This is a genomic window from Paenibacillus sp. FSL R7-0216 (assembly GCF_037969915.1).
In the GTDB taxonomy this organism is placed as follows: domain Bacteria; phylum Bacillota; class Bacilli; order Paenibacillales; family Paenibacillaceae; genus Fontibacillus; species Fontibacillus rhizolycopersici.
In genome coordinates, this window is sequence record NZ_CP150222.1 from 43,532 (window position 1) to 64,292 (window position 20,761).

The 20,761-nt window shown below is 56.2% G+C and carries 14 protein-coding genes; all 14 read left to right on the top strand.

The features are described from left to right. The first annotated feature begins 4 nt into the window (after positions 1-4). The 14 genes from mfd (at position 5) to hydG (ending at position 20,517) form a co-directional block, all read left to right on the top strand. Positions 5-3,529 carry a transcription-repair coupling factor gene (gene mfd, locus MKZ15_RS00210; RefSeq protein ID WP_193418848.1) on the top strand — a complete coding sequence of 1,175 codons (3,525 nt, stop codon included), beginning with the start codon at positions 5-7 and terminating at the stop codon, positions 3,527-3,529. Then, positions 3,516-4,661: a peptidylprolyl isomerase gene (locus MKZ15_RS00215; RefSeq protein WP_155608072.1), complete on the top strand. Its 1,146-nt coding sequence runs from the start codon at positions 3,516-3,518 to the stop codon at positions 4,659-4,661. Before mfd ends, MKZ15_RS00215 begins: the two co-directional genes overlap by 14 nt. 306 nt (positions 4,662-4,967) lie before the next feature. After that, on the top strand, positions 4,968-5,510 hold the full coding sequence (gene spoVT, locus MKZ15_RS00220) for a stage V sporulation protein T (RefSeq protein ID WP_155608073.1): 543 nt from the start codon (positions 4,968-4,970) through the stop codon (positions 5,508-5,510). A gap of 191 nt (positions 5,511-5,701) precedes the next feature. Next, entirely contained in the window at positions 5,702-7,366 is a 1,665-nt protein-coding gene (locus MKZ15_RS00225) for a polysaccharide biosynthesis protein (protein ID WP_339818935.1), read from the top strand. Positions 7,367-7,538: 172 nt separating this feature from the next. After that, the gene (gene mazG / locus MKZ15_RS00230) at positions 7,539-9,035 is read left to right on the top strand and encodes a nucleoside triphosphate pyrophosphohydrolase (RefSeq protein WP_339818938.1); all 1,497 of its coding nucleotides are present in this window, start codon (positions 7,539-7,541) and stop codon (positions 9,033-9,035) included. Positions 9,036-9,219: 184 nt separating this feature from the next. Next, a complete protein-coding gene (locus MKZ15_RS00235) occupies positions 9,220-9,492 on the top strand; it encodes an HU family DNA-binding protein (RefSeq protein ID WP_068784357.1) in 273 nt (90 codons plus the stop codon). Next, entirely contained in the window at positions 9,492-9,773 is a 282-nt protein-coding gene (locus MKZ15_RS00240) for an RNA-binding S4 domain-containing protein (RefSeq protein ID WP_339818942.1), read from the top strand. The genes MKZ15_RS00235 and MKZ15_RS00240 overlap by 1 nt, the downstream gene beginning before the upstream one ends. A 497-nt stretch (positions 9,774-10,270) precedes the next feature. Next, on the top strand, positions 10,271-11,329 hold the full coding sequence (hydE, locus tag MKZ15_RS00245; protein WP_155608076.1) for a [FeFe] hydrogenase H-cluster radical SAM maturase HydE: 1,059 nt from the start codon (positions 10,271-10,273) through the stop codon (positions 11,327-11,329). Between the two features lie 94 nt (positions 11,330-11,423). Then, positions 11,424-12,416, top strand: a complete 993-nt coding sequence (locus tag MKZ15_RS00250; protein ID WP_339818944.1) for a 2-oxoacid:acceptor oxidoreductase family protein — start codon at positions 11,424-11,426, stop codon at positions 12,414-12,416. Between the two features lie 59 nt (positions 12,417-12,475). Next, complete coding sequence (locus tag MKZ15_RS00255) at positions 12,476-14,767, top strand: thiamine pyrophosphate-dependent enzyme (protein ID WP_339818947.1); 2,292 nt, start codon at positions 12,476-12,478, stop codon at positions 14,765-14,767. A 13-nt stretch (positions 14,768-14,780) separates the two neighbouring features. Next, positions 14,781-15,308 (top strand): NADH-quinone oxidoreductase subunit NuoE, encoded by a 528-nt coding sequence (gene nuoE, locus MKZ15_RS00260; RefSeq protein ID WP_239484104.1) that lies wholly within the window; start codon positions 14,781-14,783, stop codon positions 15,306-15,308. Positions 15,309-15,324: 16 nt separating this feature from the next. Continuing rightward, complete coding sequence (gene nuoF, locus MKZ15_RS00265; RefSeq protein ID WP_339818952.1) at positions 15,325-17,208, top strand: NADH-quinone oxidoreductase subunit NuoF; 1,884 nt, start codon at positions 15,325-15,327, stop codon at positions 17,206-17,208. A gap of 15 nt (positions 17,209-17,223) precedes the next feature. Further along, positions 17,224-18,963 carry an NADH-dependent [FeFe] hydrogenase, group A6 gene (locus MKZ15_RS00270; protein ID WP_339818954.1) on the top strand — a complete coding sequence of 580 codons (1,740 nt, stop codon included), beginning with the start codon at positions 17,224-17,226 and terminating at the stop codon, positions 18,961-18,963. A gap of 120 nt (positions 18,964-19,083) precedes the next feature. Then, a complete protein-coding gene (gene hydG / locus MKZ15_RS00275) occupies positions 19,084-20,517 on the top strand; it encodes a [FeFe] hydrogenase H-cluster radical SAM maturase HydG (RefSeq protein ID WP_339818957.1) in 1,434 nt (477 codons plus the stop codon). Positions 20,518-20,761 lie beyond the last annotated feature (244 nt).

Genomic DNA, 20,761 nt, shown 5'->3' on the forward strand with positions numbered 1-20,761 from the left:
TCATTTGCTACAAGCACTTATTCAAGCTTTTTCACGCGATACCGATTTTGCATCGACGGTAGCGGGCGTGAACTCGGGCATGAAGGAGCAGCTCATCTCCGGCTTGTCGGGTTCGTCCAGACAAGTGATGTTGGCCGCGTTGCATCAAGATACGGACCGGCCGCTGCTCGTCGTGACCCACAATATGTTTGCCGCACAGAAAATATATGAAGATTTACAGGAAGCGCTATCACCGGATCAAGTGCTGTTGTATCCGGCGAATGAATTGGTTGCCGCCGAATCGGCCGTATCCAGTCCGGAAACGCTGGCACAACGGATCGAGGTGCTGCTGCAATGTTCTCGGGGATTCCGGGGCGTCGTGGTGGTGCCTTATTCCGGCATTCGCCGCTTTATCCCAACGCCGGAGGCTATGGCCGGAGCGGGACTGACGGTGAAACTTGGGGGCACGCTAGAGCTGGAGCATTTCCTCACCCAAATGGTCGAGCTGGGTTACGAGCGGGTCGAGCGGGTGGAATCCCGCGGCGAGATGAGCCTGCGCGGAGGAATCATCGACTTTTATCCGCTGACCGCTTCCACGGCTTACCGGGTGGAGTTGTTTGACGACGAAGTCGATTCGATTCGGACCTTTGATCCAGCCGATCAGCGGTCCGTGGACCAGATCAAAGAAGTGTTCATCCCGCCTTGCAAGGAGCTGATCGCTTCCAAGGAACGGCTGGAGCAGGCAGCGCAGGCCGTGTCCGAGAAGCTGGAGATTCAGCTGGACAAGATGACCGATCGTCAGGCCAAAAACCGGCTGCGCGAAGAGCTGTTCAAAGAAATGGAAATGCTGCGCGAGCATGTTTATTTTTCAGAAATCTATAAATATATTTCCTTGATTTATCCGGAGAGAAAAACGCTATACGACTACATGCCGAAGGATACGTTGCTTCTGCTCGACGAACCGGCGAGGCTCTTGGAGACAGCCAAGCAACTCGAACGCGATGAAGCGGAGTGGAATTTGCACCTGTTTCAGAACGGGAAGAGTCTCCCCGATCTGCCGCTGGCGGTGGACGTGGATCATCTGATCTACCACCGTCCGTTCCAGACGTTGTTTATGTCGTTGTTCTTGCGCCAAGTGCCGCATTCTCAACCACAGAACATCGTGAACTTCGTAACTCGGGCGATGCAGGATTTTCATGGGCAAATGAACGTCCTGAAGGCGGAGATGGAGCGTTGGAAAAAAAGCGGCGCCCACGTCATCATGCTGGCCAGCACGGAGGAACGCATGGATCGCATGCGGCGGGTGCTGCAGGATTACGGGATTGATGAGCCATCGTTGTTGCAGGGCAACCTGCAGTCCGGTTTTGAACTGCCGTCCGCACATCTTGTCGTCATTACGGAAGGCGAGATGTTCTCCCAGAAACAACGTAAAGCGCGCCGTGTCGGCAAGAGTATGGACAATGCCGAACGGATCAAGAGCTATACCGAGCTGAAGGTCGGCGATTACGTCGTCCACCAGAATCACGGGATCGGTAAATACATGGGGATCGGAACGCTGGAAGTTGGCGGGATCCACAAGGATTATATGCATATCCTATATGCCGGCGGGGATAAGCTGTCGGTACCGATCGAACAGATTGACATGATTCAGAAATACGTCGGTTCCGAGGATAAGGAGCCGAAGATTTACAAGCTGGGCGGCAACGAATGGACCCGCGTGAAAAACAAGGTCCGTTCCTCGGTACAAGACATTGCCGACGATTTGATCAAGCTGTACGCCGAACGGCAAGCCGCGCCGGGGTATGCCTTCGAGAAGGACACTCCCGAGCAGCAGGAATTCGAGGGGATGTTCCCGTACGAGGAAACCCCGGATCAGCTGCGGGCGATCGAGGAGATCAAGAAGGATATGGAGCAGAGCCGTCCGATGGACCGTCTGCTCTGCGGCGATGTAGGTTATGGCAAAACGGAAGTCGCGATCCGTGCGGCCTTCAAGTCGGCAATTGAGGGCAAGCAGGTTGCGGTGCTGGTGCCGACAACGATTTTGGCGCAGCAGCATTACGAGACATTCCGGGAGCGTTTTGCCGGATACCCGATTAACATTCAGACGTTAAGCCGTTTCCGCAGCCGCAAAGAGCAGAACGAAACGATCAAAGGCGTTCGCCAAGGGACAGTGGACGTCGTCATCGGGACCCACCGGATTCTGTCGCAGGATCTGGTCTTTAAGGATTTGGGCCTGTTGATCGTCGACGAAGAGCAGCGGTTCGGCGTGACGCATAAAGAGAAGCTGAAGAAGCTGAAAACGAACGTCGACGTGTTGACGTTAACAGCGACGCCAATTCCGCGGACCCTGCATATGTCGATGCTGGGCGTACGGGACCTGTCGGTCATTGAAACGCCGCCGGAAAATCGCTTCCCGGTGCAGACGTATGTCGTCGAACACAGCCAGTCGCTGGTGCGTGAAGCGATCGAACGGGAAATGGCGCGGGGGGGACAGATCTATTACCTGTATAATCGCGTTCAAGGCATTCAGGAAATGGCCTCGCAAATTTCCATGCTTGTACCTGATGCGCGGGTTGGGATCGGGCACGGCCAAATGTCGGAGCAGGAGCTGGAGAAGACCATTCTCGATTTCCTTGACGGCGAATACGACGTCTTGGTTAGCACCAGCATCATCGAGACCGGCGTGGACATTCCAAACGTCAACACGCTAATCGTTCACGATGCCGATAAAATGGGCTTGTCCCAGCTGTATCAGCTGCGCGGCCGTGTTGGTCGGTCCAACCGGATCGCCTACGCGTATTTCACGTATCAGCGCGACAAGTCCCTGACCGAGGTAGCCGAAAAGCGGCTGCAATCGATCAAGGAATTCACCGAGCTGGGCTCCGGCTTTAAGATCGCCATGCGTGACTTGGCCATCCGCGGCGCGGGGAATTTGCTTGGCGCGGAGCAACACGGCTTCATTGCTTCCGTCGGCTTCGATCTGTATTCGCAGATGTTGGCTGAGGAAATCCAGAAACGTAAAATCTCCATGCTTGGCGAGACCGTGCCAGCCGAAGCGACCTGGAATACGACGATCGATCTGGGTATCGACGCGTATTTGCCGTCGGATTACATTTACGACAGTATTCAGAAGATCGAAATTTACAAGAAAACCGCTTCCGCTTCCTCATTTGAGGACGTGTCCGAGCTGGAGGACGAGCTGCTGGACCGCTTCGGCGAACTGCCGGAGGCCGTGCAAAATCTCCTAGCCGTCGCCCGTGTCAAACTGTATGGTAAGCAATATGGCATCGAATCGATGACGCTGCGGGGGGAAGAAGTGACGATCAAGTTCTACGAAGGACGGGAAAAGGTCGTCGTTCCGAACAAGCTCGCGGAAGTTGGCAATCTATTCGGAAGACGTGTACAATTTAGTCAAGGATCCGTGATGCTTATCCGGATAAAAACCAAGGGAATGGACGACAAAGAGTTGATGGGCTTGCTGGAGCAGTTTCTCGGAGCCCTGAAGGATGCGTTCAAAGCGAAAGGGGAACTACAGGATGTTTCAAAGTAAAAGGCGCTCATGGAGAATGCTGCTGATTGCTCTCGTAGCGGTATTGGCTCTCTCCGTCATGGCAGGATGCGGTAAGAAAGAAGCAAGCTCGGGAGGGAAAGATACGAGTAAGGTTATCGCTACGTACGAAGGCGGCGAAATCACGGAGAACGAATTTGACCGCGAGCAGCGGATCGTGTTAGCGCTCCAGCCACAAATGGAACAATTCATGCAAATGGAGGATTTCCGTCAGTATTTGATTAAGCAGGAAATCGCCTATGAATACCTCGAAACCAAAGCCGACGACAAGACCAAGGAAGCCGGCAAGAAAAAGGCGGAAGAGCAGTTCGATCAGATGAAGAAATCGAACGGCGAAGACAGCTTCAAACAAATGCTGGACGCTCAGAAGATTACCGAAGCCGATTTCAAGAACTACATGGTACGGATCTATACCGTGATGGAAGGCGAACGGCAGAAGATCACCGAAGACGACGTGAAGAAGGAGTTTGAAGCGACGAAACAGGATTATACGACGGCATCGGTTCGTCATATCTTGATCAATTTCACCGATCCAGACGGCAAAGAGCGCACTTCCGAGGATACGCTGAAGCTGGCGAAGGAAGTCAAAGCGAAACTGGACAAGGGTGAGGACTTCGCGGCCTTGGCCAAACAGTATTCCGAAGACCCAGGCTCCAAGGACAACGGCGGTTTGTACGAAAATGTGGAGGTCAGCAATTGGGTTGAAGCCTTTAAGCAAGCGGCCTTGACTCAACCACTTAACCAAATCGGCGAACCGGTGGAGACCGAATACGGTTACCACATTATTCGCGTGGAAGCTCGGACCGAGAAGAAATACGAGGATTTGACCCAAGAACAGAAGGACATGATCCAAACGACACTCGCTTCGAATAAATTGGACGAGTTCATGTCGGGCGATCTGGAGAAGAAGATCATCAAGAAGATCGAATTGCCTAAAGTGGAAACCAGCACGGGTGAAAACGGCACGAATGCAGGAACCAATGCGGGCAATGGAACGAATGCAGGGACCGACGCTGGTAAAAATGCCGGTACCGAGGGTTCCGGCAACGCCGGAACGAGCGGCAATGGCGCTACCAACGACGCTGGCACCAACGGCGGCAATACGAGCAAATAAGCAAGACAAGGAAGCAACGCGGAGGAAATCGCGTTGCTTTTTTGTGCGGGCTTTTTTACCTATACACGGACCTTCGTTTAAAATCATGGTTCATTATGATGAATAAGGTGTTCGCCCGGGATGAATACTATGGTCATAATCACAGAACAAGCCATCCCTGTCCCCACCTTCGGCCGCTCGTTTTGGCGAAGCTTATGGCGCATACATCTGTGTAAGCTGCAGATTACGTATAAAGTCCGATTAGGTGAAGCTTAAAGTAATTCAGCCGTAGTTTAAAACTTCTAAGAAAGCGGGGCATCAAGTGAAATGAAAGCTACTGGTATTGTACGCCGTATCGATGATCTGGGCCGTGTTGTTATTCCTAAGGAAATTCGCCGCACCTTGCGGATTCGGGAGGGAGATCCCCTCGAAATTTTTGTGGACCGGGATGGAGAAGTGATTCTGAAGAAATACTCGCCGATCGGCGAATTGGGCGATTTTGCGAAGGAGTATGCGGAGTCGTTGTATGAGAGCACCGGTCATATTACCTTGATTTCGGATCGGGACACGATCATTGCCGTTGCAGGAGCTTCCAAGAAGGAATACCTGGAGAAGCAAATCAGCATGCTGCTGGAGGGCAGCATGGACGGGCGGAAGATCATCATGGAGACCGAATCGGGGTCTTATGAGATGATTAAGGATCATCCGGAAAACATCTCCTCGTTCGTGATCGCACCGATTATTGCCGGCGGGGACCCGATCGGGACGGTGGTTCTGGTCAACAAGGATGATGCGGTCAAAATGTCCGATTTGGAATCGAAAATGTCCGAGACCGCAGCTGGTTTTCTGGCGAAACAGATGGAGCAATAGAACCATAAATATCAATTATGGCGCATGGAGGAACTTACACACACCCGCTGTTTGGGGCGGACTTGATCCGTTCGAAGCTTACGAGGGATGTGTAAGTTTTTTGCGTTTCGCCCGGGGAGAAATGGCGGCAACCCCCCGTTTCGTCTTATAATGGAACCTGTTAGCTTATTGATGAAGCAAAGTAGGTTGCCATGATGGAAACGAAGGAAAATCTGCCCTCGAAGCTGCTGAGGGGAGCGGCCATATTGAGCGCGGCAGCTTTGATCACCAAGTTGCTGGGGATGCTGCAGAAGATCCCGCTGCAAAATATCGGGGGAGACGGCGTATTTGGCATTTATAATACGGTATATCCTTTTTATACACTATTGATTACGCTCACGACATCCGGCTTTCAGGCAGCGATTGCCAAGTTCGTCGCGGAACGACAAGCCCCGGGGTTGGAAAGGGAGCAAGGTGAGGTACTGCGGATTGCGGCGGTCATGATGGCGGTTTTGGGGTTCGCTTTTGCGCTGTTGCTCTATTTCGGGGCGCCGATCCTGGCGCAGTTGATCGGCAGTCGCCTGCTTGTTCCGGCCTTTCGCGGGGCGGCGCCGGCGCTGCTGCTTGTCCCGGTGGCTGCGGCGTTGAGGGGGTATTTTCAAGGCCACCAGAATATGACGCCGACGGCGGCCTCCCAGGTGATCGAGCAGGCCGTCCGAGTAACGGTCATGATCGTGCTGCTGTTGGGGTTAAGCCGATGGGGAGCCGGAGAGCCGGAACTGGCCGGCGGGGCGCTCATCGGCTCCTCGGCCGGTGCGGCCGCCGGGTTGGCGGTCATGCTGCTGTATTGGCGGAGGGCTTCTACTCGCCCAGTAATGGGCTTGCGCAAAGACGCTCTATCGCCGAAACGGGACGGGGCGCTGTTAGCCGATGGGAGTCGGATGTCGTCGCGATTAGGACATCGAAGAAAGCTTGTGTCCACGCTGTTAAAATATGCGCTTCCGATCAGCCTCGCTTCGCTGGCGGTTCCGCTGATTAGCCTGGTGGATACATTCACGTTGCCGCGGCTGCTCTCCGCCCACGGGGAGGAATTGCGAATCATGGCCCAGGTAGGCATCTACAACCGGGGTATCCCGTTGGTTCAGCTGGTCACGATGTTGGCGACATCGCTGTCGGTGTTGTTTATCCCGGCGATGGCTGAGCTGCAGATGAACGGGGACGCAGGGGCGATTCGGCGTCAGGTACAGGTGGCCTTGCGCTGGTTCTGGTTGATCGGCCTGGCGGCCTCACTGGGCTTGGCTCTGCTGGCTACGCCGATCAACGTGATGCTGTACGAGGATGCGGCGGGGTCGGCCACCTTGGCTTGGGTGGCCTGGACGGCTGCGCCCGGCGCGCTGGTCGCCGTTACGAGCGCCCTGTTGCAGGGCCTCGGCCACGTGCGCGCCCCGGCGCTGCACCTGCTCGCTGCGGCATTGCTCAAGACCGCGTTAAACGCGGTGCTCGTGCCGCAGCTTGGCATCACCGGCGCGGCGATCGCCGGCGTCGCCGCTTACGGCGCGGCAGCGGCGCTGAACACCGCGCTGCTGCTGCGCCGGGTCCAGCTGCGTCCGCGCCTGCGGGACGCGGTGCTGCGCCCGGCGGCGGCCGCCCTGGCGATGGCCGCCGCGGTGCTGGCGCTGCGCCTCGCCGCCGCCGAGCTGCCTGCAGGCCGCGGGGTAGCCGCGGCCGTGAGCCTGCTCGGCGTGCTGCTGGGCGCAGCCGTGTTCGCCGCAGCCGTGCTGCGCACGCGGCTGCTTAGCGCGGCAGAGCTGGACGCCCTGCCGCGGGTGGGCCCGAAGCTGCTGGCGCTGCTTCGGAAGCTGCGGCTGCTGCCGTAGCATGGCTTGGCAGCCGCCACGCTCGGCCCGGCCCGATGATTGGCTTCTCAATTTCTATTTCGACCCAGGCAGTGATATAGTAAGAGGTAGCTTTCAAAGGTCTTTCGGGTCCGCTAGCCTACAAGTGAGCGGATCGATCGGCAAGTAGAACGGACAGGGAGTGAGCAACACCATGAGCGCAACCATTACGGTGGTCGGCCTCGGCTCGGGGGATCCCGACCGGCTGACCTTGGGCAGCCTGAAGCGGCTGCAGGAGGCGGGAGAACGTTACGTCCGAACGAAGGATCATCCGGTCGTGGATTGGCTGGAGCAAACGGGCGTCGGCTTTGCTTCGTTCGATGAGGTATATGAAGCGAAGGACGATTTTCCCTCCGTATACGAGGAGATTGTAACCCGGCTTTTAGCACGGGCCGAAGCAGGCGGAGATGGGGAGAAGATTATATACGCCGTCCCCGGACATCCGCTGGTCGCCGAAGCGACGGTCAAGCTGCTGCGGGAGCGCTGCCCAGAGAGGGGCATCCCACTCGACATTATTGGCGGAGAGAGCTTCTTGGACGAGGCGTTCGTTCGCCTTGGTTTTGATCCGATCGAGGGCTTTCTGCTGTTGGATGCCTCGGAGGTGGGCGGGGCGGCGATTGATCCTAGACGGCATACGTTGATCGGGCAAGTTTATGACCAGTTGACCGCTTCGGAAGTGAAGCTGGGGCTGATGGAGCTGCTGCCCGACGATTATCCGGTGGTCGTGGGACATGCCCTTGGCGTCACAGATCAGGAGCGAATTGAGCGGGTGCCGCTATTTGAGTTAGACCGAATCGACGGCTACGGTAATCTGTCGCTCGTTTACGTGCCTGCCAGCGAGGATGAATCCTTGCGCATCCGCAGCTTTCAGCGGCTTCATGAAATCGTGTCGATTCTGCGCAGTCCGGGGGGATGTCCGTGGGACCGCGAGCAGACGCATGAATCGATCCGCAAGAACCTCATCGAAGAAACCTACGAAGTGCTGGAGACGATCGACGACGACGATCCCGACCATATGCGTGAGGAGCTCGGCGATCTGCTGCTGCAAATCATGCTCCACTCCCAGATGGAGGAGGAGACCGGCGCTTTTACGGTGTATGACGTTATCCAGGAGCTGAATGAGAAGCTGATATACCGTCATCCGCACGTGTTCGGAAATTTGAGCGCGGAGGACGCCGAGGCGGCGCTGAACAACTGGGAAGCGATGAAAGCCGAGGAGAAGAAGCGCAAAGGCATCGAACCCGAACGCCAATCGGCGATCAGCGGGGTACCGCGGGATTTGCCTGCTTTGATGAAGGCATACAAGCTACAGAAAAAGGCGGCCAAGGCCGGTTTCGACTGGGAGGACATCGACGGCGTCTGGTCCAAGCTGGAGGAGGAAATCCGCGAGCTGAAAGAGGCCATTGCGCAAAAGCAAGATCCTGAGTCGCAAGAGCTGGAGCTGGGTGACGTGTTGTTTTCGGTCGTGAATGCCGCCCGTTACATCGGGGCCGACCCGGAGCAAGCCCTAACTCGAACAATTCGCAAATTCACATCGCGCTTCCATTACGTTGAGGAACGGCTTCGCGAACTGGGGAAAACCCCCGGCGACAGCACGTTAGCAGAAATGGACGTTTTATGGGATGAGGCTAAGTCGAAAGAACGGGAATGATGGGAGAAAAGGCCTAAATTTCGGTTTTTTTGCGAAAAAAACAAAAAAAAAGTTCCAAGCAGTGCAGGATTTTTAAAATCAAGCAAGAATACTCATACAAAGATAACCATCTGGCCCTGGACAGGCCTAGTGCCTGTAGTGCCAAGGTATCACCTATTTCTTTTATTATTGGGAGGCATTATTAATGAACAAGACAGATCTGATCAACAACATTTCCAGCAAAAGCGGTTTGACAAAAAAAGACGTTGAATCCGTATTGAACGGTTTCCTCGGCGAAATTACCGATGCCCTTGCTGGCGGCGACAAAGTACAATTGATCGGCTTCGGTACGTTCGAAACTCGTAAACGCTCCGGTCGTACGGGCCGCAACCCGCAAACCGGCAAAACGATCGAAATCCCGGCTTCCAATGTTCCAGCATTCAAAGCGGGTAACAAACTTAAAGAAGCTGTAAAATAATGCGTCTTGATAAATTCCTGAAGGTATCGCGGTTAATTAAGCGGCGCACGGTGGCCAAGGACGTCTCCGAACAAGGCAGAGTCCTCATTAATGGGCGCGAATCCAAGCCGAGCAGTACCGTTAAAGTTGGCGACGAAATCACGGTTCGATTCGGCCAGAAGCTGGTGACCGTGCGCGTTGAACGACTTGTCGAAACGACTCGTAAGGATGAAGCTGCGACCATGTATACCTTAATCAAGGAAGAGCCGATCGCGAAGGATACCGGTCTGGACTGGTCCTGAAATAGCGAAGCTCAGAGCATGTTCCGTTAACTCGGGACATGCTTTTTTTATCTCCGACTAGGTTGTAAAAAATATCCTAGCTAAACTGTGAAATCGTGGTAATATATTAAATACACATTTACTAACGTTTTCGATTAAGCACACTTGCTTCTTAGAAAACACCTCTGATCAACCTCATGTCGAAATTCAACGACGCTGCAACCGTAGCACGCATCTACGAACCGAAATCACACCCATCGATCAAACAACAGTCGAACTAACGATCCTATTCATTGTACGGAACAAAGTATGAAGCAACAAACGAACCCAACGACATGCCCATTTCTTCGCTCAGACTGCAGCTTTATCCTGAAACCGGGGTGATCTTATTCGCGAACATTAATTAAAACGCTTACAAAGTGAAAATATTCACAATTACTTCATTCATCATTTTTCATGACAGCCATAGGGTATACAAAGGTCCATAATCCAGTTTATCCAAAAGGGATGATCGACTGATGAAACAGCTTGTGCACAAGCTCTATGCCCGGAGAGAGCTCTCCAAGGATGAGCTCGTCTATTTGCTGGGGCATATGGATGTCGAAACCCGCGGGGAGCTCTTCCGATTTGCTCGTCTGAGACGGGAAGAGGCTTACGGGAACAAGGTGTACATGCGCGGCTTGATCGAATTTTCGAGCTACTGCCGGCAGAACTGCTTGTATTGCGGGTTGCGGGCCGGCAATCGCGACGCTGAGCGTTACCGGCTCAGTCCCGAGGAAATACTCGAATGCTGCCGGGAAGGGTATGGGCTGGGTTTCCGCACATTTGTGCTCCAAAGCGGCGAGGACCCCTGGTATACGGCCGATCTGCTGGCTGCCTTAATCCGGGAGATCAAATCGGAGTTTCCGGATGCGGCTATCACCTTGTCGATTGGCGAACGGGAGGAGGAAACCTACCGTTTGCTGTATGAAGCGGGGGCGGATCGCTTTTTGATGCGTCATGAAACCGCTTCCCGAAGGCTATATCAATTTCTGCATCCATCCATGTCTTTTGATCACCGGCGCAAGTGCCTAGAGACGCTACAGTCGATCGGTTATCAGGTGGGTGCAGGGTTCATGGTCGGGCTGCCCGGCCAAACCGCGGAGGATTTAGCGGAGGACATGAATTATCTGAAGACGTTAAATCCGGATATGATCGGCATCGGGCCGTTTATTCCTCATGATCGGACCCCGCTTGGTGAGGCGAAAGCTGGATCTTTGGAGGATACGCTGATCATGGTGGCCCTAACTCGCCTATTCATTCCCGATGCTTTAATTCCCGCAACGACCGCACTCGGCACGTTAAACCCCGAAGGCAGAGAATTGGCGCTGAAGGTTGGGGCTAATGTGGTCATGCCTAACCTGTCCCCTGTCTTCGTTCGCCAGAAATATGCCCTGTACAACAACAAAATCTGTACGGGAGACGAATCTGCGCAATGCAGGCACTGCCTTGAGCTCCGGATTGGAGCCGCGGGATTCTCCGTAGATATGGGAAGGGGGGACAGCCTGAAGGCGGCAGGTACGCGCCGCCATGCATAATATGCGCATTTGTGGGCGGATTGACCGAACAAGAGATTTCTTTCGCTATTATTCGTGAAATATTTCACAACTAAACGTAGAGGAGACATGGCGAATGAGCATATTGACCAAAACGAACGAGCTTGGATTTTTTGAAATTCGGCTGGAATCCATCGGTGGGCTCGGAGCTAACCTGGCTGGGAAGATGCTGGCGGAATCCGGGGTACTGGGACTCGGCTTAAACGGGGCAAACTTCTCGTCTTATGGTTCGGAGAAGAAAGGTTCTCCCGTGAAGAGCTTCGTCCGTTTATGTGAACCGGATGTAGAGATTCACGATCACAGCCCGATTGAGGAGCCGGACGTAATCGGTGTCTTCCACGAAGCGTTGCATAAGACAGTGAATGTCTTAAGCGGCCTGAAACCGGACGGGATTGTGTTGGTAAACTCGACCCGTGATTTCGAGGAGATTCGGCGCGACCTGAAGTTCCCATATGGGACGTTGGCTGTTGTCGACGCAACGGGCATCGCTATCGACGAGCATACGAAGGTGAACACCTCGATGCTGGGGGCGTTGTTCCGGATTTGCGATTTTCTCGACCCGGATTCCATGCGCGAAGTGATCCGACATACGTTCCAGAAAAAATATCCGCACCTGGTGGAGCCCAATCTGCGTACGTTCGACCGGGGCTATCAAGAGGTGCGTTTCCAGACAATCGCGCCGCCCGAAGGCGCGACGGGAATGCGCTTCGAGCGGCCGCAGCCGTTGCTCGGCTACGAGACGCAAGCGCCTGGCGGCGTGATTCGCGCGCAGGGTAACAGCCTATTGAAGGATTTGAGCGGTTCTCGACAGGGCTTCCTGCCGGAACTGAACCTGGAGAGCTGCATTCATTGCGCCAACTGTGACACGGTTTGCCCGGATCTGTGCTTCGTATGGGAATCCGGGGAGGACAAGAAGGGGCGGCCGCAGATGTTTTTGCGCGGGATTGATTATCAGTACTGCAAAGGCTGTTTGAAATGCGTGGAGATCTGTCCGACGGGTTCGCTTAGCGTGCGCCGTGAGGAAGCCGGGTATGCCGAAGACCACCGCGTGCCGCATGTATTCCAATAGAGGTAGTTGAAACCTTTATTTAAAGAACTCGCAGAAGAGCCTAAAGGAGGACTTTATCGATGTCTATAACCGAAGAGAAAGTCACAAAAATAACGCTGGCAGAACAAACGACAGCCTTCGAATCGGGCAATGAGGCGGCGGCGATGGCGGCGGCTCAGATCAATTACCATGTGATGGGGTATTTTCCGATTACGCCGTCCACGGAGATCGCGCAGATTCTGGATCAGAAGAAGGCGCAAGGCTTGCATGACATCAAACTGATTGCGGCGGACGGGGAGCATGGGTCGGCGGGGATCTGTTACGGGGCGGCGCTCAGCGGAGCCCGGGTTGTCAATGCTACCAGTGCCAACGGGTTCATGTACATGATCGAACAGCTGCCGGTGCAGTCCGGGACACGGTTCCCGATGGTGTTGAACTTGGTCACGCGCGCGATCAGCGGTCCGCTCGATATTCGCGGCGACCACTCCGATTTGTATTACGCGCTGAATACCGGTTGGCTGATTCTGACGGCGAGTACGCCGCAAGCCGCGTACGACATGAACATTATGGCGCTGAAATGGTCAGAGCATCCGGAGGTACGGCTGCCCGTGATCGTTGCCTATGACGGGTTCTTTACGTCCCATCAGAAACGGAGACTGAGTTATTTCAAAGACGCCAAGGCGGTCCGGGCCTTTGTGGGCGAAACGCCGCCGACCGGCTTCGATACCGTGGCTGACCCGTCGCAGCCGATAACGGTCGGCGCGCATATGAACGGCGACGATCTGCTGAATAATCATTACCAGTTGCACCTGGCACATGAGCGAGCCGGCGAAGTGTATCAACAAATCGCCGCTGAATATAAGGCCCTTTCGGGGCGCGAATACAACGTGCTCGATTTGTATCGGATGGAGGATGCGGAGGTCGCCTTGTTCCTGTTGAATTCCGCGGCGGAAACGGCCAAAACGATCGTTGATAAGCTGCGGGCGCAGGGAGTTAAGGCGGGGATCATCCGGCCGAACGTCATCCGACCCTTCCCGGCGGAGGAAATCCGGAATGCATTGCGTGGTGTAAAAGCGCTGTTGGTAGGAGAACGCGCCGATTCCTACGGTGGCAAAGGCGGCAATATGACGCATGAGATCCGCTCCGCGCTGAAGCTGGATCCGGCGAACCCAACGATCGTCTTATCCCGCGTGTTTGGGCTGGGGGGCAAAGACTTCTATCCAGACGAAGCCGAAGCGTTCTTTGATTTGGCTATCGAGGCGATGAACCAAGGCAAGGCTGCAGTGCCTTTCGATTACTTCGGACAGGTGCCCGGCGATCCGATCCACGAGCTTAGACCGCTGTTGACCCCGCAGCACGGGGATGCCTTTAACAGCGGGTTGATTCAGGTGACGCCGGATGAGGCGACCGGCAAGCTGAAGGTGAAGCTGCCGCCGCTTCGCAGCCTGACGGCGAAGCCGAAGCGTCTGGCTCCAGGTCACGGTGCTTGTCCGGGCTGCAGCGCGATTTCTTCGCTGGAGCTATTTTACAAAGGCATTGAAGGGGATGTCGTCACGTTATTCCAAACCGGATGCTCGTACGTCGTTACGGCCGGGTACCCTTATACCTCGCATAAGCAAACGTTCATCCACAACCTATTCCAGAACGGAGCCGCGACCGTAGCTGGAGTCGTCGAGGCGTTCTGGGAGCGGAAGCGGCGCGGCGAGATCGACGTCTCGGACAACGTCACCTTCATCATGGTGACCGGCGACGGCGGGATGGATATCGGGATGGGGCCGGCGATCGGTTCGGCGCTGCGGAACCATAAGATGATCATTTTGGAATACGACAATGAAGGGTATATGAATACCGGATCCCAGCTTTCCTACTCCACGCCGCTGGGCCATCAGACCAGCACGTCCGGCGTAGGCAAGACGCAGAAAGGGAAAGCGTTCCACCACAAGGATACGCCGCAGATCATGGCAGCGACGAACATTCCTTACGTGTTCACCGGGGCGGAAGCCTTCCCGCAGGACTTGATCACGAAGGCAGCCAAGGCACAGTGGTATGCGCAACATGAAGGCTTAGTGTACGGGAAGGTGCTTAGCACTTGTCCGTTGAACTGGCGGTCTGAGGATCAACTCGGCACGAAAATCCTCAAGACGGCGGTAGATTCCTGCTTTTTCCCGCTCTATGAAATTGAGCATGGCGTCACGAATATCACCTACAATCCGGAAGCGAAGAACAATCGGATTTCGCCGCAGGAATGGCTGAAGCTGATGGGCAAGACGAAGCACATGCTGAAGGAAGAGGAACTGCTGGAAGCGTTCGAGGAGGAAGTCAATCGGCGCTGGGATCGGCTGAAACTGAAGCACGAAAGTCCGCTGCTCTAGGAAGAACTGCCGGATGATGAAGGGAGAGGATGCAAATATGGAAGAGACTTGCCATTGCGAGGGAGAGCAGGAGCGGCTGCGCCGGGTCGGGGAAATCGTCGATCAGTTCCGCTTGCTGCCAGGCGCGTTGATCCCAGTGCTGCACGAAATTCAAGATTTGTACGGCTACCTGCCGGAAGAGGCGCTGCAAATCGTTTCCCGGGAGCTGGGAATGCCGATGGCTGAAATCTACGGGGTAGCGACGTTTTATTCGTTTTTCTCGCTGGAGCCGAAGGGGGAGCATGTGATCCGGGTCTGCATGGGGACGGCTTGTTACATTAAGGGTGCCCAAGGTGTGCTGGATCGCCTCAGCCAGGAGCTGAACGTTCCTGTGCAGGGGACGACGGCGGACGGGAAATTTACGCTAGATGCCACCCGCTGCCTGGGGGCTTGCGGTTTGGCGCCGGTGATGACGATCGGCGAGAAAGTGCATGGCCGGCTGACGCCAAACGAAATACCGAAGATTCTGAAGCCGATGCGCACGCCTGCGGAGACGCATTAGAAGGGAGGGTGGAACGATGAAAACGTTGTTGGATCTCGAGAGTATCCGTACGGCGCAGTTAAGTCGGCTGGTCCGCCGAAAACTGGGTAAGAGCGGGGCCGGGGATGGGAGCGTTGCGGAGCGGTCCGTCATGATCTGCGGCGGCACGGGATGCACCTCTTCGGACTCCATGCTGATCGCGGACGCGTTTGAGCAAGCCGTGACCAGCCAAGGAATTCAGGACAAGATCGATATCGTAAGAACCGGCTGCTTTGGGTTATGCGAGCTGGGGCCGGTCGTGATCATTTACCCGGAGGAGGTGTTCTACAGCCGGGTGAAGGTGAAGGACGTGGCGGAGATCGTCGATGAGCACCTGCTTCAGGGCAAAATTGTCGAACACCTCGTCTATCAGCAGTCGCTGGAGGATGGGCGAATCAAGCCGCTGCATGAAGTCGACTTCTTCCGCAAGCAGCAGCGGATCGCTTTGCGCAACTGCGGCACGATCGATGCGGAGGAAATCGACGAATATATCGCCATGAATGGGTACAAGGCGCTTCATAAAGTTCTGACGACCATGGATCCGGGGGAGGTCGTGGCCGAGGTGAAGGAAGCAGGCCTCCGCGGGCGCGGCGGCGGCGGGTTCCCGACCGGGGTCAAGTGGGAGACGGCGGCGAAGCAGCGGACGGGGCAAAAATATATGATTTGCAACGCCGACGAAGGCGATCCAGGCGCGTTCATGGACCGCTCGATCTTGGAGGGCGACCCGCACTCCGTGCTGGAAGGCATGGCGATCGCCGGCTATGCGATCGGGGCAAACCACGGCTTCATCTACTTGCGGGCGGAATATCCGATCGCGGTGAAACGGGTGCAGGCGGCGATTAAACAGGCCCGCGATTACGGGCTGCTGGGCGAGGACTTGTTCGGCAGCGGTTTCTCCTTTGACATCAGCGTCCGCCTGGGAGCGGGGGCGTTCGTCTGCGGCGAAGAGACAGCGCTGATGAACTCCGTCGAAGGCAAGCGCGGCATGCCGAATCCGAAACCGCCGTTCCCGGCCGTCAGCGGGTTATGGGGCCAGCCGACGGTGATCAATAACGTGGAGACGCTCGCCAATGTGCCGATCATTTTGCTGGAAGGCGCTTCGTGGTATGGGAGCATCGGGACGGAAAAAAGCAAAGGCACCAAGGTTTTCGCCTTGGGCGGCAAGGTGGTCAACACCGGGCTGGTGGAGGTGCCGATGGGCATTACGCTGCGCGAGGTCATTTACGAAATCGGCGGCGGGATTCCCGGGGGCAAGGCGTTCAAAGCGGTGCAGACCGGCGGCCCTTCGGGCGGCTGCCTGACGAGCGAGCACCTCGACCGTCCGATCGATTACGATACGCTGCTGAGCTTGGGTTCGATGATGGGCTCGGGCGGTATGCTGGTGATGGACGAAGAGACGTGCATGGTCGACGTGGCCCGCTATTACCTCGACTTTACGCGCGATGAATCATGCGGCAAATGCGCGCCGTGCCGAATTGGTACCAAGCGCCTGCTGGAGATTTTGGAGAAAATCACGGAAGGTAAGGGCACGATGGAGGACCTGGATGTGCTGGAGGAGTTGTCCGAGCAGATCAAGGCGGCTTCGCTCTGCGGACTCGGCCAAACGGCGCCGAATCCGGTGTTGTCCACGCTGAAATATTTTCGCGACGAGTATATCGCCCATGTGGTCGACAAGAAATGCCCGTCCGGCGTTTGCCGCTCGCTGATTACGTATACGATCGATGCGGAGAAATGCAAAGGCTGCAGCCTCTGCGCACGGAAATGCCCGACGGGAGCGATTGCCGGCAAGGTGAAGGAACCGCATACGATCGATCCGCTCGTCTGCATCAAGTGCGGAATCTGCTTTGACAGCTGCAAATTCGCTGCGATTTACAAGAGCTAAAGGGGGGAGAACTCTATGTTGGATACCGTGAAACTATGGATAGATGAGATGGAAACGGAAGTACCGAAGGGAACGACGGTGCTTCAGGCGGCTCGTGGATTAGGCATTCACATTCCTACCCTTTGCCATCTGCAGGGCATGAACCACCCGTCCAGCTGCCGCGTATGCCTGGTGGAGTCAGGCCCCCGCCTGATCGCTTCGTGTACGCTGGTGGCCGAGGACGGGATGCGGATTCGGACGAATTCGCCGCGGGTGCGCAAAGCCCGCAAAACAACGGTCGAGCTGATCCTGTCGGACCATAATCGGGAATGCACCTCCTGCTTGCGCAGCGGAACCTGCGAACTTCAGGAGGTGGCGAATCAGATTGGCGTGCGCGACGTGCGTTATTCAGGGAGTAAAGCGCGGTCGACGGTCGACCTCTCGTCACCGTCTATCGTGCGCGACACCTCGAAATGTCTGTTGTGCGGCCGCTGCGTCGCCGTCTGCAGCGAGGTACAGACCGTGGGGGCCATTGGGTTTATGAACCGGGGATTCGACACGGTGATTGGGCCGGCCTTGGGGCGCCCGATCGGCGAATCGGTCTGTGTCAATTGCGGGCAATGCATCATGGCTTGCCCGGTTGGCGCGCTGCAGGAACGGGAAAATGTGAGCGACGTCTGGCAAGCGATCGCCGATCCGCATAAATTCGTCGTTGTCCAAACCGCACCGGCGGTGCGCGTCGCCTTGGGCGAGGAATTCGGGATGCCGATCGGCACGCGCGTGACGGGGAAGATGGTTGCCGCGCTGCGACGGCTTGGCTTCAATAAGGTGTTTGATACTGATTTTGCCGCCGACTTAACGATCATGGAGGAAGGTACCGAGCTGATTCATCGCTTGGCGACGGGGGAGAACCTGCCGCTGATGACGTCTTGCTGTCCGGGTTGGGTGAAGTTTGTGGAGCATAACTTCCCGGATATGCTGGAGAATTTATCGAGCTGCAAGTCGCCGCACGAGATGGAGGGGGCGATGATTAAGAGCTACTTCGCCCAAACGATGGGGATCAATCCGGGGAACATCGTCGTCGTGTCGATCATGCCGTGTACGGCGAAGAAGTTCGAGGGGCAGCGAGAGGAGCTGGCCAGCGAATCGTTGCAAGACGTCGATTACGTGCTGACGACGCGGGAGATCGCCCGGATGATCAAGGAAGCGGGGATTGACTTCGCCGGTTTGCGCGGCGAGACGTTCGACAATCCGTTTGGGGAAGCGTCGGGGGCCGGAGTGATCTTCGGCGCGACCGGCGGTGTGGCCGAGGCCGCGCTGCGAACGGTGTTCGAGCTGGTGGCCGGGGAAGAGCTGGATACGGTGGAATATACCTCCGTGCGGGGGATGGACGGCATCAAAGAAACGGTAGTTGAGCTGCCAGACGGACGCATGATCCGAACCGCCGTCGTGCACGGGCTCGGCAACGCCCGGAAGCTGATGGCGATGATCCAGTCCGGCCAGCGCCAATACGAGTTTATCGAGGTCATGGCTTGCCCGGGCGGCTGCATTTGCGGCGGCGGGCAGCCGATTGTAAGTGCCAGTCTGCGGGATACGCTGTATGTGAAGGCGGAACGAGCCAAGGCGATTTACGACGAGGACGAGGCTTCTACGATTCGCAAATCGCATAAGAACCCTTATATCCAGCAGATCTATCGCGAGTTTTTGGAGGAGCCGAACAGCCACAAGAGCCATCAATACTTGCATACGCACTATTTGGTGCGCTCCCGCTATTAATTGTTAGTCGTTGGTTGTTAACGTAGGGTGTTAGCGTTGGGTGTTGTGTGCGGGGTTGTCCAAACAGTCCCGAAGGGGTTTATGAGTGGATTAGGGCGCATCTTACAGGGAGGGATTAGGATGAGCAGGTCAGATCAATGGGAGCCGGCGGATTTCATCCGGGATGAAACGATCGTATCGGCGCTCGCTTACGGGTCGCAGCTGGCCCGCGACCGTAAGAAGGTGCTGGCTATTCTGGAACGTGCCCGGACCGCCAAAGGCATCACCGCGGCGGAAGCCGCCGTCCTGTTGAACGTGGAGGACGATGTGTTGCTGGAGGAGATTTACCATGCGGCACGCGAGGTGAAGGAACGGATTTACGGGAATCGGATCGTGTTGTTTGCCCCTTTATACGTTAGCAACTTCTGCGTGAACAACTGCGAGTACTGCGGTTATAAACAATCCAACGAGAGCATGGTGCGACGGCGCTTGAACCGGGAGGAGCTGATCCAGGAGGTCGAGGTGCTGCAGCAAATGGGGCACAAGCGGCTGGCGCTGGAGGCCGGGGAGGATCCGGAGCATTGCCCGATCGACTACATTCTCGAATGCATCGAAACCATCTATTCGGTGAAGGTCGATAACGGGAGCATCCGCCGCATTAACGTCAACATCGCCGCTACGACGGTGGAGAACTATCGCAAGTTGGCGAACGTGGGGATCGGCACGTACATCCTGTTCCAGGAGACGTACCACCGTCCCACTTATAGCCGCATGCACCAAAAAGGGCCAAAACGCGATTACGACTGGCATACGACGGCGATGGACCGGGCGATGCGGGCCGGCATTGACGACGTCGGCGTTGGGGTATTGTACGGATTATATGATCACAAATACGAAACGATTGCGATGCTGATGCATGCCGAGCACCTGGAGGCAACGTTTGGCTGCGGGCCGCACACGGTCTCCGTCCCACGCCTGCGGGCGGCGGACGGCGTCGACCTGAACAGCTTCCCGTATCTAGTGAGCGATCACGAGTTCAAGAAAATCGTGGCCGTGCTGCGGTTGGCGGTGCCTTATGCGGGCATGATCCTGTCCACCCGCGAAGACTCGGAATTCCGCGACGAGGTGATCAAGCTGGGCATCTCCCAGATCAGCGCGGGCTCGTGCACCGGCGTCGGCGGGTACATGGATGCGTACGGAGATAGCGGAGCTCAGAGTCATGCCGATACCGCGCAGTTCGAGGTTGGCGATCACCGCTCACCGCTGGAGATGATCAAGTCGCTGTGCCGGGACGGCTATATTCCGAGCTATTGTACCGCTTGTTACCGCGAGGGCCGAACGGGCGACCGCTTTATGCGCCTGGCCAAATCGGGCCAGATCCACAACGTCTGCCACCCGAACGCCTTGCTCACCCTGCAGGAGTATTTGCTGGACTACGGAGATGACGAAGCCCGGGAAATGGGGGCGACGCTGATCAAAAACAACCTCCGCCGCATCCCCAAAGCCTCCGCGCGCGAAGTGACGATCGACCGCCTTCAGCGGATCCAGAACGGCGAGCGGGACTTGCGGTTCTAAGTCGATCGGCAGAATGGAATAACAAAAGCCTTCAACACCGCCTATTGAGGCGGATGTTGAAGGCTTTTTTGGCGTCGATAGGATGACCCGTCGTCTGACATCCTACCCCTATCTCGCCCGCATCCCAACCCATCTCGCCCGTTGGCCATCCCGCCAACATCCCAACTGCCATCCCGCCTGCTGGCCAACCCTAATCCATTAGCCAACCCCATTTCCACTTGCCCATTGCACGGGGAGTTCACCG

Excerpts from the sequence above, each read along its gene's own strand:
- nuoF (WP_339818952.1), top strand. The coding sequence starts at position 15,325 with ATGAAAACGTTGTTGGATCTCGAGAGTATCCGTACGGCGCAGTTAAGT.
- spoVT (WP_155608073.1), top strand. The coding sequence starts at position 4,968 with ATGAAAGCTACTGGTATTGTACGCCGTATCGATGATCTGGGCCGTGTT.
- MKZ15_RS00250 (WP_339818944.1), top strand. The coding sequence starts at position 11,424 with ATGAGCATATTGACCAAAACGAACGAGCTTGGATTTTTTGAAATTCGG.
- hydG (WP_339818957.1), top strand. The coding sequence starts at position 19,084 with ATGAGCAGGTCAGATCAATGGGAGCCGGCGGATTTCATCCGGGATGAA.
- mazG (WP_339818938.1), top strand. The coding sequence starts at position 7,539 with ATGAGCGCAACCATTACGGTGGTCGGCCTCGGCTCGGGGGATCCCGAC.
- MKZ15_RS00270 (WP_339818954.1), top strand. The coding sequence starts at position 17,224 with ATGTTGGATACCGTGAAACTATGGATAGATGAGATGGAAACGGAAGTA.
- MKZ15_RS00225 (WP_339818935.1), top strand. The coding sequence starts at position 5,702 with ATGATGGAAACGAAGGAAAATCTGCCCTCGAAGCTGCTGAGGGGAGCG.
- MKZ15_RS00215 (WP_155608072.1), top strand. The coding sequence starts at position 3,516 with ATGTTTCAAAGTAAAAGGCGCTCATGGAGAATGCTGCTGATTGCTCTC.
- MKZ15_RS00255 (WP_339818947.1), top strand. The coding sequence starts at position 12,476 with ATGTCTATAACCGAAGAGAAAGTCACAAAAATAACGCTGGCAGAACAA.
- hydE (WP_155608076.1), top strand. The coding sequence starts at position 10,271 with ATGAAACAGCTTGTGCACAAGCTCTATGCCCGGAGAGAGCTCTCCAAG.
- MKZ15_RS00235 (WP_068784357.1), top strand. The coding sequence starts at position 9,220 with ATGAACAAGACAGATCTGATCAACAACATTTCCAGCAAAAGCGGTTTG.
- MKZ15_RS00240 (WP_339818942.1), top strand. The coding sequence starts at position 9,492 with ATGCGTCTTGATAAATTCCTGAAGGTATCGCGGTTAATTAAGCGGCGC.
- nuoE (WP_239484104.1), top strand. The coding sequence starts at position 14,781 with ATGATGAAGGGAGAGGATGCAAATATGGAAGAGACTTGCCATTGCGAG.